Below are 16,632 nucleotides of genomic sequence, written 5' to 3' on the forward strand. Positions count from 1 at the left end.
TTTGCCTGGCGGCAATAGCGCAGTGGAACCACCTGACCCCATGCCGAACTCAGAAGTGAAACGCTGTAGCGCCGATGGTAGTGTGGCATTCGCCATGCGAGAGTAGGACACTGCCAGGCTCCCAACACGAAGAACCCCGCTCATTTGAGCGGGGTTTTTTATTGTTTCAGAATCAGCCAGATTGGCTGGTCTTGGCCCTTCGCACTCCCCATCACTCTTGCTGCGTACCATCTGCGATCCAACAACCTACCTGGTTTTCTGTTCGATATTTATCCATCGGCGCCGTGTGCTGGATATAAAAAGCACAGAATGTGATACCCCTACCTTTCTTGCCGGTCCCGCTCTGCTTTAATTCGTCTGCCCACATTCGATTGGGCCAAGGAATCACAATAATTTGAGGAATGGACACATGTTCAAAAGAACAGTAACGATGATGCTGGCGGCGGGAACCCTGGTATTAGGCGGTTGCGCATCCAATGGTGGTGCAGAGCAGGCAGCGGCGGACAACAGCGACTTCGGCGGCAAGTCCATCTACCTTCGTGGTGAGATGAACGACTGGATGGCGACCGATGAGAGCAAGGTGGTCAAGGTGGCTGACAAGCTCTACATGGCCAAGGGCACACTCAAGAAAGAGTGGGCTCCTTACAAGTTCAAGTTTGCCGACTCCGGCTGGAGCTGCGGCACCAACTTCGGTTACAAGAGCCCGAGCGATGGCGTTGCCGTGCTCGGCGGGGAACCTGTACCGGTCAACCCGTGCTCCAAGTATGAGGACATGAAGTTCTCACCGGATGCGGATGGCGTCTACGAGTTCTATCTGAATATGGCTGGAGAGACACCGAGCGTATACGTCAAGAAACCCTGAGAAAGCCCTTCGCGTTAAATCTCTCGGGAATTGAACCGGTTGAATGCCCTGGCCCAGAAATCTGCTGGCCGGGGCATTTTTTTAGGATAGAATCTGCACCCTTATCACGACAGAATTACTATATATTGTGTTTGTGGTGTAAACATTCACTATTAGTAGTGTTTTTGACATCGAGATGCTGCTGCATTCATATGAGGTTGATTGAACATGGCCAAATCCATCCCTGTGCTGGAGGGTGTCACCGCCGCCCGCCAGATCCCCCTGCAGGAGACGTCCCTCGAGATCTGGGACAGCAAGTATCGCCTCAAGAGCAAAGACGGTACGCCCATCGACGGCTCCATCGACGAGACCTACCAGCGGGTCGCCCGTGCCTTGGCGGCGCAAGAGCGTGAACCTGACGCCTGGTATGAGCCCTTTCTCTGGGCCCTGCGCAACGGCGCCATCCCGGCGGGCCGCATCACCTCCAACGCCGGCGCCTTCGAGCACAAGCCGGCGACCTCCACCATCAACTGCACCGTGTCCGGCACCATTGAAGATTCGATGGACGATATCCTCGGCAAGGTGCACGAGGCGGGGCTGACCCTGAAGGCGGGTTGCGGCATCGGTTACGACTTCTCGACCCTGCGACCGCGCGGAGCCTTCGTCTCGGGAGCGGGGGCCTATACCTCGGGGCCGCTCTCCTTCATGGATATCTACGACAAGATGTGTTTCACCGTCTCCTCTGCCGGTGGTCGTCGTGGCGCCCAGATGGGCACCATGGATATCCGTCATCCCGACGTGGTCGAATTCATCCAGGCCAAGCGGGAGGATGGTCGCCTGCGCCAGTTCAACCTCTCCCTGCTCATCACCGAAGAGTTCGTGAACGCGGTGAAGGCTGATGCCCCCTGGCAACTGATCTTCCCCTACACCGCCAAGGAGGTGGAGCAGGACGGCATCGCGCTGGATGACCCCGCGAGGGTGATCTGGGCGGACTGGCCCAACAAGGAGGGGGTGGTCATCAACGAGCTGGGCCAGGTGGCCTGCAAGGTCTACAAGACCCTGCCTGCGCGCAAGCTCTGGAACGTCATCATGACCTCCACCTACGACTATGCGGAGCCCGGCTTCATCCTGATCGACAAGGTCAACGAGATGAACAACAACTGGTTCTGCGAGGAGATCCGCGCCACCAACCCCTGCGGCGAACAGCCCCTGCCGCCCTATGGCGCCTGCCTGCTCGGCTCGGTCAATCTGACCACCTTCGTGCGTGACCCCTTTACCGAACAGGCAGCCTTCGACTGGCCCGCGTTTCGCAAGGTGGTGGCCATCTTCACCCGCATGCTCGACAACGTGGTGGAGATCAACCAGCTGCCCTTGCCTCAGCAACGCGAGGAGATCCTCAGCAAGCGCCGCCATGGCATGGGCTTCCTCGGCCTGGGCTCGACCCTCACCATGCTGCGGCTCACATACGGCTCCGCGGCTTCCATCGCCTTCACCGAGCAGGTCTCCCAGGAGCTGGCCATGACCGGCTGGCAGGAGTCTCTGCGTCTGGCGAAGGAGAAGGGCCCGGCGCCCATCATGGAGCAGGAGTTCGAGGTGACCGGCAAGATGCTGCGCCTGCGCCCCGAGATGGCGGCGGACGGCATCAAGCTCGGCGACAAGGTGAAGGGCAAGGTGCTGCACGCCCGCTACAGCCGCTACATGCAGCAGGTGGCCGAGGTGGATCCCGCCCTGGTGGCCGAGCTGGCCGAGGTGGGCGGGCGTTTCACCCACCACAGCAGCATAGCGCCGACCGGAACCATTTCCCTGTCGCTGGCCAACAACGCCAGCAACGGCATAGAGCCGAGCTTCGCCCACCACTACAGCCGCAACGTCATCAAGCCGGGCAAGAAGAGCAAGGAGAGTGTGGACGTCTACTCCTTTGAGCTGCTCGCCTATCGCGAGCTGGTGAACCCGGGGGCCATGCCCTATGGGGAGGATGAGGGGAGCCGGTTGCCGGATTACTTCATCACCGCCGACGACATCAGCCCGACCGGGCACGTGGACATCCAGGCCGCCGCCCAGCGCTGGATTGACTCCTCCATCTCCAAGACCGCCAACGTGCCGACCGATTTCCCGTTCGAGCAGTTCAAGGATATCTATCTCTATGCCTCGGACTCCGGCCTCAAGGGCTGCACCACCTTCCGCTTCAACCCCGAGGCCTTCCAGGGGGTGCTGGTGAAGGAGCAGGATCTGGAGAACACTCAGTACGAGTTCACCCTGGAGGATGGCTCCGTCATCACGGCGAAAGGGAACGAAGAGATCGAATACGATGGCGAGCTACACACCGCCGCCAACCTCTACGACGCCTTGAAAGAAGGCTATTACGGCAAATTCTGAGAACAGATCATGGTCAAGAAGATCGACAGGAAAATCGTCGCCTACAAGGTGAAAACCCGGGATGAGCCGCAAGAAGCGCCGGCCCCCGAGGATGACGTGGTGCATATGCACGAAACGGTGCTGCGCCCTGAGCGGCTGATGGGCACCACCTACAAGCTGAAGACGCCGGAGCATGTCTCCGAGCACTCGCTGTTTATCACCATCAACGACATCATTCTCAACGAGGGCACTGTGCACGAGACGCGCCGCCCGTTCGAGATCTTCATCAACTCCAAGAGCCTGGAACACTACCAGTGGATAGTGGCGCTGACCCGCATCATCTCGGCTGTGTTTCGCAAAGGAGGGGATGTCACCTTCCTGGTGGAGGAGCTGAGGTCCGTGTTCGATCCCAAGGGGGGCTACTGGAACAAGGGCAAGTACGTGCCGTCGCTGATTGCCGAGATTGGCAACGTGATCGAAACCCACCTCACCGAGATCGGCATGCTCAAGGTGCCCGGGCTGGACGAGCACCAGCAGGCGTTTCTCGCCGAAAAACAGGCTGAGTTGAAAGCCCAGCAACAGGCCGACGAGCAGCAGGCGGGGAGCGGTTTTCCGCCCGGTGCGGCGCTCTGCTACAAGTGCCACACCAAGGCGCTGGTGCTGAAGGATGGTTGCATGACCTGCCTCAACTGCGGCGATTCCAAGTGCGGTTGAGCCGCTGACAGCGAGAGAAGGCCGGCGCAATGCCGGCCTTTTCATTGCCGCTTTTATGTTCGAACGACGCCTATGGCGGCAGCGATTTGTTGCGTGCTGGTAAATTCGGGCGTAGCGTTGGGGGTAATAAAACTGTCACGGCCGTGTGGTTTCAATGACATCTGAGATTCACACACGTGGCACCTTCAGTGCCAAGGAGGATGCTTATGGACAACACGGACCGAAAGCTGTTTATCCTGGATACCAACGTTCTGCTTCACGAACCCCTCGCCATCTACTCCTTCAAAGAGCACGACGTGCTCATCCCCATGACGGTGCTGGAAGAGCTCGACAACATCAAGGATCGCCACAAGGACGTCAGCCGCGATGCCCGCATCGCCATCCGCGCCCTGGAGGACGTATTCCGTGACGCGACCCCCGAGCAGATAGTGCAAGGGGTGGCGCTGGCCGGTGAGGCGAGCGGCCATATCTCCATCTTCAGCGATCACCATCTGCCCCAGGATGCCGAGGTGTTCACCGACAAGGAGGCGGACAACCGCATCATCAACGCCGCCCTCTACCTGCAAAAACACGAGATGAAGCGCCAGGTGGTGCTGGTCACCAAAGACATCAACATGCGCCTCAAGGCCAAGGGGGCTGGACTTGCCCACGTGGAGGATTATCGCAGCGACCAGCTGATCGATGACATCCGTCTGCTGGCCAAAGGCTTCCAGGTGGTGCCCGGCAGCTTCTGGGAGCGGGTCGGCGAGTGCGACAGCGAGACCCATGGTCGCGATACGGTCCACGTCATCGACGCCAATCTGCTGGAGGGCGTGCACGTCAACCAGTACCTGCTGGACGAGGAGAACTTCTTTGCAGCCAGGGTGCTGAGCCACGACGGCAACAAGATCCGCCTGAAAGATCTTGGTCGCGAGCGGTTGATGTCCCGCAAGGCCTGGGGGGTGCACCCCAAGAACGTCTATCAGGGCATGGCACTGGATGCCCTGCTGGATCCACACATTGACCTGGTGATCCTGACCGGCCCGGCGGGCTGTGGCAAGACCCTGCTCGCCATGGCGGCCGCGCTGGAGCTGGTGATCGAGAAGGGGATCTACGAGAAGGTGATCGTCACCCGAAATACCCCGGAGATCGCCGAGAGTATCGGCTTCCTGCCCGGCACCGAGGAGGAGAAGATGATGCCCTGGCTGGCGGCGGTGACCGACACCCTGGAAGTGCTGCACAAGCAGGACGAGAACATGAGCGGGTCCTTGAGTTACATCATGGAGAAGGCCAATATCCAGTTCAAATCCGTCAACTTCATGCGCGGGCGCAGCATCCAGAACACCTTCGTGCTGCTGGACGAGTGCCAGAACCTGACCGCCTCCCAGATCAAGACCATCATCACCCGCTGCGGCGAGGGGACCAAGATCGTCTGCTCCGGCAACCTGGCCCAGATCGACTCCAACTACCTGAGCCCGGTGACCTCGGGTCTCACCTACATAGTCGAGCGTTTCAAGGACTTCGACGGCAGTGCCAACATCTTCCTGAACGGGGTGGTGCGCAGCCGGCTCGCCTCCTTCGCCGAGGAAAATCTCTGATTTAACGTAATCTCTGCATGAGAAAGGGGAAGCCGTCCGGCTTCCCCTTTTTTGATCCCCTTGGCCTCGTTATCCCTGCGCGCGACCCAGGTAGCGCAGCAGCCCCGGGTGATCGCTGTTTTGCAGTATGTCTGGAGTCCCCTGCAAGGCGATGCGCCCCTCGTCCACGAACAGCACCTGATCGGCAATCAGCTGGGCATCCTCAGGGTTGTGGGACACCATCAGCACCGTGATGCCCTGCTCGCAGGCGAGACGGGCGACTTCCGCCAGCATCTCCCGGCGCAGAGCGGGATCTAGCGCCGAGAAGGGCTCGTCCAGCAGCAGCAGGGGCTTGCCCCGCACCAGGGCGCGGGCAAGCCCAACCCGCTGCTGCTGGCCGCCGGAGAGCTGCTCAGGCAGGCGGCTCAGCATCTCGCCAAGACCGACCCGTCCGGCCGCATCGATCACCTGTGCCCGCTGGGGGGCACTCAGCCGCAGGCCGGGGTGCAGGCCGATAGCGATATTGTCGAATACCGACAGGTGCAGGAAGAGGTTGTGATCCTGGAACAGGGTGGTGACCGGGCGCTCGGCGGGGCCGAGCGGCAGCAGATCCTGACCGTCGAAGGCGAGGGTGCCGGATTCCACCGGGACGAAGCCCGCTATCATGCCGAGCAGGGTGGACTTGCCGGCGCCGCTCGGACCGATGAGGGCAGTGATCTCTCCCCTGGGCAGGGTGGCGGTAAAGCTGACCCGCCAATCCGGGTAGCTGGTGATCAGCTCGTCAATGATCAGCATGCTTTCCTCCCGTCTTTCGTTCCACCAGCCAGAACGTAAGACATGGGAACAAGGGACTGGGTATCAATGATCGACATTTCTTCCTCCTAGCCCCCGCTCCACCAGCCAGAACAGGGAGAAGCAGAGGGTGAGCAGCAGCAGGGCGGTGGCGGCCGCCTCGGTCAGCCGGTAGCTGCCGAGCTGCTGGTAGAGCAGCCAGGGCAGGGTGGTGAGGGTCTGGCTGCCGAACATGGCGATGGCGCCTAGATCCCCGAGGGACAGTATCATCGAGAGGGCCATGGCGAGCGCCAGCGGACGGCGCAGCAGGGGCCACTCTACCAGACGCAGGCGATGCAGGCCGCGCACCCCCAGGCTGTCCGCCAGCCGATCGTACTGGCGCACCACCAGCTGCATGGGGGCGCTGAGGGTGCGCAGTACATAGGGCAGCGCCATCAGGGCGTTGACCAGCACCACCAGCCAGGGCCCCAGGGCGAAGACATCGGCGAACGGCATAAACAGGATAAAGAGGCCCGTGGAGAGCACCACCGCCGGGATCATCAGGATCATGGAGCCGCTGGCCTCCCACAGGGCGGCGGCCCGCCGCTTGCGATCCCGCACCCTCAGGTGACGGCTGGTGAGCAGCAGGCCGGCGCCGAGCAGGGTCGCCAGGGAGCCGGCGGCGAGGGCGATCACGAGCGACTGGCCCCCCGCCTGCCACAGCTGGTGTGACCCCAGCGCCGTCAGCAGGCCGGGATTGAACCCGGCGACGACGATGGCCAGCAGCGGCGGCAGGAAGATGGCGAGGCCGAGGCCGAGCGCGGCCAGATCCACCCAGAGGGTGCCCGCCTGGCGGCGATCCGGCCTCAGACAGGGGCGGCGACTCTCGATCCGGCTGGCCGGTGTGGTCTGCAACTTGTGCTGCAGCAGGAGCAGGACCAGGGTCAGCAGCAGCTGCACCAGGGCGAGTCCGCCGGCGGTGGCGAGGTCGAAGTCAAAGCGCAGGGCCTGGTAGACGGCCACCTCTAGGGTGGTGGACTTGGGGCCGCCGCCGAGGGCCAGCACTGTGGTGAAGCTGGTGAAACAGAGCATGAAGATGAGGCTGGCCAGCCCCGGCAGTATGGCGCGGATGAGCGGCCACTCCAGCAGGCGGAAGATATGTGAGGAGCGCATGCCGAGCTGGCTGGCGAGGCGCCAGGAGGACTCGGGGATGCTCTCTATGCTCTGGAGGATGAGACGTGCGGCCAGCGGCATGTTGAAGAAGACGTGGGCCAGCAGTATGCCGAACAGGCCGTACAGATAGTTGCCGGGGTCCAGGCCCAGGCCGTGCAGCAGTTGCGGCAGCCACCCCTGGCGGCCGTGTACCGCCACCATGCCGAAGATGGCGATGATGACGGGCAGTACCAGGGAGAGGCCGAACAATTTCAGCAGCAGGCGGCGGCCGCGAAAACGGCGCCGCGCCAGGGCTCGCGCCACCGGGATGGCGATAGCTAAGCTCAGCAGGGTGGAGAGCAGGGCCTGCCAGAGGCTGAAGCCCAGCACGTGGCGCAGGTAGGGATCGGCCATCAGGGTGCGGGGCGACAGGGTGCCGGCCTGCCACAACAGGGCCACGAGCGGCCCCAGGGACAACAGCAGGATCAGGCTGGTGGCCGCACTGCCGGGCAGCCACCAGAGCGGGCGAGCGTGAGGTCTCACTGGGTGACGGCTTGCAGCCATTCGCGGATCCACCCCTTGCGGTTGGCGGCCACCTCATCGGCAGTGAAGGCGAGCGGCCTGGTGACGGTGATCATCTGCTCGAAACCCTTGGGCAGCGCCACGTCTGTCACCGGATACATCCAGTTGCCGGAGGGGATCTCGTTCTGGAAGGCGGGGCTGACCATGAACTGCAGGAACTGGTCCGCCAGCTTGTCCTGTTTGGTGCCCTTGAGCTTGGCGGCTACCTCCACCTGGCGATAGTGCCCCTCCTCGAACGCGGCAGCCCGGTACTGGGGCTTGTTCTCGGCGATCAGGTGATAGGCGGGGGAGGTGGTGTAGGAGAGCACCATGTCCGCCTCGCCATCGAGGAACATGCCGTAGGCCTCGGACCACCCCTTGGTGACGGTGACTGTCTTCTTGGCCAGCTGCGCCCAGGCGGCGGGTGCCTGGGCGCCATAGACGGACTTCATCCACAGCATCAGCCCCTGACCCGGGGTGGAGGTGCGGGGATCCTGGTAGATCACCTTGAGATCGGGGCGCTCCACCAGCTCCTTCAGGCTCTTGGGAGGCTGCTTGAGCTTGCCGCCGTCGTAGACGAAGGCGAAGTAGCCGTAGTCATAGGGGACGAAGGTGTCGTCCTGCCAGCCACCGGGCACCTTGAGGGTGGCGAGTTCGGTCTTGTGGGGGGCAAACAGGCCGCTCTGCTTGGCTTCGCTGATGAGGGCATCGTCCAGCCCCAGCACCAGGTCGGCCTTGCTGTGCTGCCCTTCCAGCCGCAGCCGGTTGAGGATGGCGACGCCGTCTTCCAGCGCCACCAGGTTGAGGGTACAGCCGCACTCCTTCTCGAACGCTGGCTTGATCTTGGGACCCGGCCCCCATTCGGCGGCGAAGGAGCCGTAGGTGTAGACGGTGAGGGTGTCGGCGGCAAACGCCTGGGCAGAGAGCAGGCCGGTGGCGAGCAACAGCAGGGTCTTCATCAATGGCACTCCTGTGGGTCCTGAGGTGCCATGGGCAGCGGGCTGCTCATCGATGGCACGTCTCGTGTGGTGAGGGCCAGCGGATGAGGGCGCAAAAACGCGCGCCATGCCTCAAATTCCTCCGCCAGCATTATCTGGATCAGGTTCACGGGTATAATCTCAGCGGTAAACCGCACCCCGTTTGAGCAACGCTCCGCATTGTATTGGCGTTCCTGGGGGGAGGCCAGCACTATGTTTCACGGGCCGCATCGTGCGCGCCACCACCGAGGAGGAAGCCCCAAGTGATTACCAGCACCAAGGAAAGACGAGCCTTCCAGCGCATGGTCATCAATGCCCCCGTCACCCTGTTCCAGCATGAACAGGTGCTGGAGGGGATCTGCCGGGATCTCAGCGCCAACGGCATGGGCGTCGAGGTGAATGAACACGGGTTCGATCCGGAGCAGCCCATCCGGGTGAGCCTGGCCACCAGCAGCAACCTGCTGCCCCCCTTCGAGGCCCAGGCCCGCATCGTGCGGGTGCTGGAGGAGGAGGATGGCCTCCTGCTGGCCCTGGAGTTCCAATCCCTGGCCTGAGGCGCCTGCCTCATTCAGCCCCCGTCATCGGCCAACCCCGTGCTGGCCGGTTTCCCCTGTTAACGTCAATGCCCGCGGGCAGATGCCTCACTGGCTGGCCAGCACCGGCTGTACACTCAGCTGCCTGCTGTCGACCAGAACCCGGCTGGCGGGGGCGAGCTGGCCCATGGGGAGCTGGGCCGGGCCGGTCGGCTCCATCAGCAGATAGGTTTCACCCTCGTGGCTCAGGGTAGCATCCCCGGGCCCGGCCGGCAGGGCCACCCCCAGCAGGGCATGACCCGGCACGAACACCATGGCCTGCTTCAGTTCGGGGAAGAGCTGGGCCAGCAGGGCGGCCATCAGGGTCACCTTGCTGTCGCAATCCCCCCGGTTCTGCTCCAGCACCTGGCGCGGGCTTAAAAAGCCCTTGCCCGAGCGCCCCGACTGGCTGTCGAGCAGCTGATAGGGAATGGCCTGGATGAAGTCGAGGATGTACACCACCGTCTTCTGGCGCGCCTCGGTCTCCGTGGTGCCCTGCTGCTTGAGCTGCTCGGCGAGCGGCGCCAGCTCGGACCGGCTCTCCAGGGCGATGCGCACATGATCCTGCTTGATGGCGGGGGCGCCGTCGGGAGTGGTGAACGGCTGGAAATAGTGTTGCTTGAGCCACTCCTGCTCCAGCCTGGCCTGCTCCGGCTTGACCCATTGGGAGGCTTCCCTCGCCTTGTCGGCGTTGCGGCTCTTGAGGCTCAGGGTCATGCCGGGGCGGACGAGGGAGAACTGCACCTCGGGAAACTCGGTGGCGGCCTGTTGCAGCAGGCGCTGCAACACCTCCTCCTGCATGCGGGCCGGGCGATAGGCGATGAGGGGTGGCAGCTTGCCCGGCTCCAGCCGGTAACCGAGCTGCTGCGCCTGGCCCTCCCTGTCCTGCCAGTCGACGCTGAGCAGGCCCCCATTGTTGCCAAAATGGGTCTGTCCTGCACTGGCCGGCAGGGCAAGCAGCAGGCTGAGCAGCAGGGGGAGGGGGCGGGTCGTCTTCATCATCCTTTCCTGTCGGTGAGCCCACTGTGCCTGGGCGGGACTGAGAATAAAACAGGGAGCCTGGGCTCCCTGTGGATGCTACTCGTTGTGGCGACTTGCGCCTAGATCCAGCTCGGCTGCTTCGCCTCGAAGGCACTGATGGCAGTCTCGTGCTGCAGGGTCAGACCGATGGCATCCAACCCGTTGAGCAGGCAGTAGCGGCGGAACTCGTCGATTTCGAAGCCGAACGTGAGCGCACCGGCCCGCACCTGGTTGGCCTCCAGATCCACTTCGATCTCGATGCCCGGCTGGGCGGCGACCAGCTGGAACAGGGCGTCGATCTCCTCCTCCTTCAGACGAACCGGCACCATGCCGTTGTTGATGGCGTTGCCATAGAAGATGTCGGCAAAGCTCGGGGCGATCATGGTCTTGAAGCCGTAGTCCGCCAGCGCCCAGGGGGCGTGCTCGCGACTCGAGCCGCAGCCGAAGTTCTCGCGGGCCAGCAGGATGCTGGCACCGGCGAATTGCGGCTGGTTCAGCACGAACTCGGGGTTGGGCTGCTCCCCTGCATCGTCCAGGAAGCGCCAGTCGTGGAACAGGTGCTTGCCAAAGCCGATGCGGTTCACCTTCTGCAGGAACTGCTTGGGAATGATGGCGTCGGTGTCGACGTTGGCGCTGTCGAGGGGGACGACGATCCCTTTATGCTGTTTGAAACCTGTCATGTACGTTCCCTCTTACAGTGCACGAATGTCGGCGAAGATGATGTCGGTGACGGCGAAGGGCCGTCCGTGTTGTTTGAATGCTTTCATCCTCAACCCCTCTTACAGCGCGCGAATGTCGGCGAAACGGCCGGTGACGGCGGCGGCGGCAGCCATGGCCGGGCTCACCAGGTGGGTGCGGCCGGCGCGGCCCTGGCGCCCTTCGAAGTTGCGGTTGCTGGTGGAGGCGCAGCGCTCCCCCGGTTGCAGCCGGTCGTTGTTCATGGCCAGACACATGGAGCAGCCGGGCAAACGCCACTCAAAGCCTGCCTCGATGAAGATCTTGTCCAGCCCCTCGGCTTCGGCCTGGGCCTTTACCTGCTCGGAGCCCGGCACCACCAGGGCCTGTACCCCGGCGGCGACCTTGCGGCCACGGGCGATGGCGGCGGCAGCGCGCAGATCCTCGATGCGACTGTTGGTGCACGAACCGATGAACACCTTGTCGATGGCGACGTCGGAGAGCTTCTGGCCCGGTTGCAGGTCCATGTAGGCGAGGGCCTTGCGGGCGGACTGCTGCTCCACCGGGTCGGTGAAGGATTCCGGCGCCGGGATGGGCTCATTGACGGCGATGACCTGGCCCGGGTTGGTGCCCCAGGTGACCTGAGGGGCGATGTCGGCGGCGTCCAGCACCACTTCGGCATCGAACTTGGCATCGGCATCGCTCTTGAGGGTTTGCCAGTAGGCGATGGCCTGCTCAAGCGCCTCGCCCTTGGGAGCGAACTCCTTGCCGCGGATGTAGTCGATGGTGGTCTGGTCGGGGGCGATCATCCCGGCCTTGGCGCCGAGCTCGATGGCCATGTTGCACACCGTCATCCGCCCTTCCATGGTGAGCCCTTCGATGGCCTCACCGGCGAACTCCACCACATAGCCGGTGCCGCCGGCGTGGCCGACCCGGCCTATGATGGCCAGCACCACGTCCTTGGCGCTGATGCCCTCGCTCAGTTTGCCATTGACCGAGATCCGCATGGTCCTGGCGCGGCCCTGCTTAAGGGTCTGGGTGGCCATCACGTGCTCCACTTCGGAGGTGCCGATGCCGAACGCGAGCGACCCGAAGGCGCCGTGGGTGGCGGTGTGGGAGTCACCGCAGACGATGGTGGTGCCGGGCAATGTGATGCCGAGCTCGGGACCCATCACGTGGACTATGCCCTGGTACTTGTGGTTGAGATCGTAGAGGCGGACCCCGAACTCCTTGCAGTTGGCGGCCAAGGTCTCCATCTGGATGCGGGCCATCTCGCCGGAGGCGGCGATGTCCTTGGTGGTGGTGGAGACGTTGTGATCCATGGTGGCCCAGGTCAGATCCGGGCGACGCAACTGGCGGTTCATGGCCCGCAGGCCGTCGAACGCCTGGGGGCTGGTCACTTCATGCACCAGGTGGCGGTCGATGTAGATGAGGGGGGTTTCCCCTTCCACTTCCCGCACCACGTGGGCGTCGAACACTTTCTGATAGAGGGTCTTGGACATTGCTCTCTTCCTTGTTATCTGGTGGCGTCAGATGCGTGCGGCGATCTGGCTGCCCATGTCGGCGGTGCTCTGTACCGGGTGCTTGGCGCTGGCCTGGTGCAGGTCGGCGGTGAAGTAACCTTCTGCCAGCGTCTGGGCCACGGCCTGCTCGATGGCCTGGGCGGCGGCTTCCTGGCCGAGGCTGTAGCGCAGCATCAGGGCGGCGGAGAGGATCTGGGCGATGGGGTTTGCGATCCCCTTGCCGGCGATGTCCGGGGCGGAGCCGCCGGCCGGCTCGAACAGGCCGAAGCCGGATTCGTTCAGGCTGGCGGAGGGGAGCAGGCCCATGGAGCCGGTGATCATGGCGCACTCGTCGGAGAGGATGTCACCGAACAGGTTGGAGCAGAGCAGCACGTCGAACTGGGACGGATCCTTGATGAGCTGCATGGTGGCGTTGTCGATATACATATGGTTCAGTTCGACGTCGGGATAACCCTTGGCGACCTCGTTTACCACCTCGCGCCACAGGATGGAGGAGGCGAGCACGTTGGCCTTGTCGATGGAGGTGACCCTGGCCTTGCGCACCCGGGCCGACTCGAACGCTATCTTGGCGATGCGCTCGATCTCGAAGCGGTGGTACACCTCGGTGTCGAAGGCTTTCTCGGTGGCGCCTTCACCCTCGCGCCCCTTGGGCTGGCCGAAGTAGATGCCGCCGGTCAGCTCGCGCACGCAGGCGATGTCGAAGCCGCGATCCGAGATGTCGGCACGCAGGGGAGAGAACTGCTCCAGACCGGTGTAGATGCGGGCCGGACGCAGGTTGCAGAACAGTTTGAAGTGGGCGCGCAGGGGCAGCAGGGCGCCGCGCTCCGGCTGATCGTTGGGCGGCAGGTGTTCCCACTTGGGGCCACCGACCGAGCCGAACAGCACCGCATCGGCCGCTTCGCAGCCTTTGATCGTGCTCTGGGGCAGCGGTGTGCCGTGATTGTCGATGGCGATGCCACCCACGTCGTGACGGTCATAGTCGAGATTGAAGCCGAACTTGGCCTGCACCTTTTCCAGCACCTTGATGGCCTCGGCCATCACTTCCGGGCCAATGCCGTCACCCGGCAATACCGCGATCCGATAACTGCTCATACTCTCTCCGTCTTGATAGTGTTATTCCGTTTTATCCGGGAGGTAGGTCCGTGCCTTCGCCCTGACCCTTGCCCCCGATGTTGTGCTGTCATCTCGTCCGGCGGCGGGCTCAGACGGTTTCCGATCTGATGGTGTGGTTGCGTTCCATCTGCTCGGCCACCTGATCCGCGCGCCAGATGCTGTTGATCACGTGGACCAAGGCCTGGGCCGAGGATTCGATGATGTCGGTGGCCAGCCCCATGCCGTGGAACTTGCGCCCCTTGTATTCGGCGACTATGTCCACCTGGCCGAGGGCGTTCTTGCCCTCGCCCTTGCCCTTGAGTTCGTATTTGTCGATGCGGATCTCGTAGCCGGTGATGCGATTGATGCACTGGTAGACCGCATCCACCGGGCCGTTGCCGGTGGCGGCTTCGCACACCAGATCCTGGCCTACCTTCAGCTTCACCGAGGCGGTGGCGAGCACTGAACTGCCGCTCTGCACGCCGAGGTACTCCAGCTTGAAGTGCTCCGGCTCCTCGTGGATCTGGCTGAAGAAGGCGAGGGCCTCCAGGTCGTAGTCGAATACCTGCCCCTTCTTGTCCGCCAGGACCAGGAACTTGGCGTAGAGATCGTCGAGGTCGTAGCTGCTCTCGGCGTAGCCCATGGACTCCATGCGGTGCTTGATCACGTGGCGACCGGAGCGGGAGGTCATGTTGAGGTTGTTCTGGGTGAGGCCGATGCTCTCGGGGGTGATGATTTCGTAGGTGTTCTTTGCCTTGAGCACCCCATCCTGATGGATGCCGGAGCTGTGGGAGAAGGCGTTGGCCCCGACGATCGCCTTGTTGGGCTGCACCGGCATGTTGCAGAGCTGGCTGACGAGGGTGCTGGTGCGGTGGATCTCGTGGTGGCGGATGTTGGTGTGCACCCCGAGCAGGTCGGCGCGGGTTTTCAGGATCATCGCCACCTCTTCCAGGGAGCAGTTGCCCGCCCGCTCGCCGATGCCGTTGATGGTGCACTCGATCTGGCGGGCCCCCATCTGCACGGCGCCGATGGAGTTCGCCACCGAGAGGCCCAGATCGTCGTGGCAGTGCACCGAGATGATGGCCTTGTCGATGTTCGGCACCCGGTTGAACAGGGTGTGGATGATGCCGGAAAATTCGGTCGGCACCGTGTAGCCCACGGTGTCCGGAATGTTGATGGTGCGGGCGCCGGCCTTGATGGCGGCCTCCACCATGCGGCAGAGGTTGTCAATCGGTGTACGACCCGCATCCTCGCAGGAGAACTCCACGTCGTCGGTGTAGCGCAGGGCGTGCTTGATGGCGCCGACCCCCATCTCCAGCACGTCTTCGAAGCTCTTCTTCAGCTTGCTCTCCACATGAATCGATGAGGTGGAGATAAAGGTGTGGATGCGAAACGCCTCGGCCACTTTCAAGGCCTCGCCGGCGGCGTCGATGTCTTTTTGCAGGGCGCGAGCCAGGGCACAGACCCGGCTGTTCTTGATGTGGCGGGCTATGGTCTGCACCGATTGAAAATCGCCGGGGGAGGAGACGGGGAAACCCACTTCCATGATGTCGACACCGAGCCGTTCCAGCGCCTGGGCAATCTGCAGCTTCTCCTTGACCGTCAAGCTGGCCGACAGCGCCTGCTCGCCATCACGCAAGGTGGTATCGAATATGATGACTCGATCTGACATGTGACTTCCCTCTTCCTAAGTTCGGTGCGTGCATCCTGCATGGCATAAAAAAACCCGTGCGGGGTGCACGGGTTTCTGTAAATTCCGGCTATGCCTTAGCCCGGCTACAAGGATCCCGCGCGAGGAGTCGCGATTAGGGAGAGCAGTAGTAGCGGGGCGGCAATACGCATGATGATTCAATCCTTCCAGTCGATAACGCTACTACCAATATCGAGATTTTTATGCTGTGTCAACCTGAACGGACAGGTTCAATTCACTGGGTTATTTAATCGGATTGTAAAGGAGTGCAAATTCTCTTGTCCCATATTCGGTTCATGCCTGATTATCTGGTCATTCCTGCTGTACTCGATCACCCGCACAATCAGATCGACTTATCAGCCCTTGCTGAATTATCTGAGGTATTCCATGGAAAAACGCAGACCTGGCCGTCCGGTCGGACGTTCCGACATTCGTGACAAGCTGCTTGCCGCCGCACGCGAACGTTTTCTCAACACCCCCTACAGCAAGGTGACGACCCGCGAGATTGCCGAGTTGGCCGGTTCCAATCTGGCGATGATCCACTACTACTTCGGCAGCAAGGAAGGTCTCTACAAGGCGGTGCTGGGGGATGTGGCCGAGCCGCTGGATCAGGCCTGGCACGACGAGAGCAGCAATCGCAGCCTGACCGATCTGCTCAACACCTATTACCAGGTGATGGCGCCGAACAGCGAGCTGACCTCCGCCATCTCCAGCGCATTGTCGACCGAGAAGAGCCCGGGGCGGGATTTTGTGCTGAACCGTCTACTGGAACGCCAGCTTCCCCAGTTCGATGCCCTGCTCGATACCATGCGTTCCAACGGCCAGCTGGCGGACAACCTGGATCCCGAGATGCTGAAAATCTCCTTCCTCAGCATGATGTGGCAGCCGTTCGTGATGAAGGATCTCTACGAGCAGGTGTTCGGTCTGACAGTGGACGAGAGCTTCATGAGCCGCTTGGCGGCCCACAACTGCCAGTTGATGGAGAACGGTCTGCGCGGTTCCCTGAACTGAGGTGTGCCGGAAATCGATGAAAACAGGGCCGCAGGGCCCTTTTTTCATCGATCTGTTATTTGAACGTCAACGAAGTGTCACGCCGCTCCCCTAGTCTGCATCCAAGACTCAAGGGAAGGGGG

14 protein-coding genes, 1 rRNA gene and 1 riboswitch are annotated in these 16,632 nt (G+C 62.5%); of the genes, 7 read left to right on the plus strand and 8 right to left on the minus strand.

The features are described 5' to 3' along the window. Positions 1-4: 4 nt before the first annotated feature. From rrf to BN1132_RS13755, 5 genes are all read left to right on the plus strand, one after another. A 5S ribosomal RNA gene (gene rrf, locus BN1132_RS13735) occupies positions 5-119 on the plus strand. A 290-nt stretch (positions 120-409) separates the two neighbouring features. After that, positions 410-862, plus strand: a complete 453-nt coding sequence (locus BN1132_RS13740) for an early set domain-containing protein (RefSeq protein ID WP_042078267.1) — start codon at positions 410-412, stop codon at positions 860-862. Positions 863-1,069: 207 nt separating this feature from the next. Beyond that, the gene (locus BN1132_RS13745; protein ID WP_042078339.1) at positions 1,070-3,217 is read left to right on the plus strand and encodes an adenosylcobalamin-dependent ribonucleoside-diphosphate reductase; all 2,148 of its coding nucleotides are present in this window, start codon (positions 1,070-1,072) and stop codon (positions 3,215-3,217) included. Positions 3,218-3,226: 9 nt separating this feature from the next. Then, positions 3,227-3,910 carry a TSCPD domain-containing protein gene (locus BN1132_RS13750; protein ID WP_042078268.1) on the plus strand — a complete coding sequence of 228 codons (684 nt, stop codon included), beginning with the start codon at positions 3,227-3,229 and terminating at the stop codon, positions 3,908-3,910. 206 nt (positions 3,911-4,116) lie between these two features. Then, on the plus strand, positions 4,117-5,487 hold the full coding sequence (locus tag BN1132_RS13755) for a PhoH family protein (protein ID WP_042078269.1): 1,371 nt from the start codon (positions 4,117-4,119) through the stop codon (positions 5,485-5,487). A 69-nt stretch (positions 5,488-5,556) separates the two neighbouring features. On the opposite strand, the gene thiQ is transcribed toward BN1132_RS13755, so the two are convergent. From thiQ to thiB, 3 genes are all read right to left on the minus strand, one after another. Next, a complete protein-coding gene (gene thiQ, locus BN1132_RS13760) occupies positions 5,557-6,261 on the minus strand; it encodes a thiamine ABC transporter ATP-binding protein (RefSeq protein WP_042078270.1) in 705 nt (234 codons plus the stop codon). A 63-nt stretch (positions 6,262-6,324) separates the two neighbouring features. After that, positions 6,325-7,953: a thiamine/thiamine pyrophosphate ABC transporter permease gene (thiP, locus tag BN1132_RS13765; RefSeq protein ID WP_042078271.1), complete on the minus strand. Its 1,629-nt coding sequence runs from the start codon at positions 7,951-7,953 to the stop codon at positions 6,325-6,327. After that, complete coding sequence (gene thiB, locus BN1132_RS13770) at positions 7,929-8,909, minus strand: thiamine ABC transporter substrate binding subunit (RefSeq protein WP_042078272.1); 981 nt, start codon at positions 8,907-8,909, stop codon at positions 7,929-7,931. The genes thiP and thiB overlap by 25 nt, the downstream gene beginning before the upstream one ends. Positions 8,910-9,008: 99 nt before the next feature. Next, positions 9,009-9,099, minus strand: a riboswitch (TPP riboswitch). Between the two features lie 91 nt (positions 9,100-9,190). Between thiB and BN1132_RS13775 the strand changes: the two genes are divergently transcribed. Continuing rightward, entirely contained in the window at positions 9,191-9,481 is a 291-nt protein-coding gene (locus tag BN1132_RS13775) for a PilZ domain-containing protein (protein WP_042078273.1), read from the plus strand. An 87-nt stretch (positions 9,482-9,568) separates the two neighbouring features. Here the strand turns inward: BN1132_RS13775 and BN1132_RS13780 are convergent, their stop codons facing one another. The 5 genes from BN1132_RS13780 to leuA all read right to left on the minus strand — a co-directional run bounded on the left by BN1132_RS13780 (position 9,569) and on the right by leuA (position 15,481). Continuing rightward, positions 9,569-10,498: a transglutaminase-like domain-containing protein gene (locus BN1132_RS13780; RefSeq protein ID WP_042078274.1), complete on the minus strand. Its 930-nt coding sequence runs from the start codon at positions 10,496-10,498 to the stop codon at positions 9,569-9,571. A gap of 101 nt (positions 10,499-10,599) precedes the next feature. After that, positions 10,600-11,199: a 3-isopropylmalate dehydratase small subunit gene (gene leuD / locus BN1132_RS13785; RefSeq protein WP_042078275.1), complete on the minus strand. Its 600-nt coding sequence runs from the start codon at positions 11,197-11,199 to the stop codon at positions 10,600-10,602. Positions 11,200-11,298: 99 nt separating this feature from the next. Then, positions 11,299-12,696 (minus strand): 3-isopropylmalate dehydratase large subunit, encoded by a 1,398-nt coding sequence (gene leuC, locus BN1132_RS13790; protein WP_042078276.1) that lies wholly within the window; start codon positions 12,694-12,696, stop codon positions 11,299-11,301. Between the two features lie 27 nt (positions 12,697-12,723). Then, positions 12,724-13,809, minus strand: coding sequence for a 3-isopropylmalate dehydrogenase (gene leuB, locus BN1132_RS13795; protein ID WP_042078277.1), 1,086 nt, complete (start codon positions 13,807-13,809; stop codon positions 12,724-12,726). A gap of 109 nt (positions 13,810-13,918) precedes the next feature. Continuing rightward, positions 13,919-15,481 (minus strand): 2-isopropylmalate synthase, encoded by a 1,563-nt coding sequence (gene leuA, locus BN1132_RS13800; RefSeq protein ID WP_042078278.1) that lies wholly within the window; start codon positions 15,479-15,481, stop codon positions 13,919-13,921. Between the two features lie 405 nt (positions 15,482-15,886). Between leuA and BN1132_RS13805 the strand changes: the two genes are divergently transcribed. Then, a complete protein-coding gene (locus BN1132_RS13805) occupies positions 15,887-16,510 on the plus strand; it encodes a TetR/AcrR family transcriptional regulator (RefSeq protein WP_042078279.1) in 624 nt (207 codons plus the stop codon). The last annotated feature ends 122 nt before the right edge of the window (positions 16,511-16,632 follow it).

It is taken from the genome of Aeromonas sanarellii (genome assembly GCF_000820085.1).
Lineage (GTDB): Bacteria > Pseudomonadota > Gammaproteobacteria > Enterobacterales > Aeromonadaceae > Aeromonas > Aeromonas sanarellii.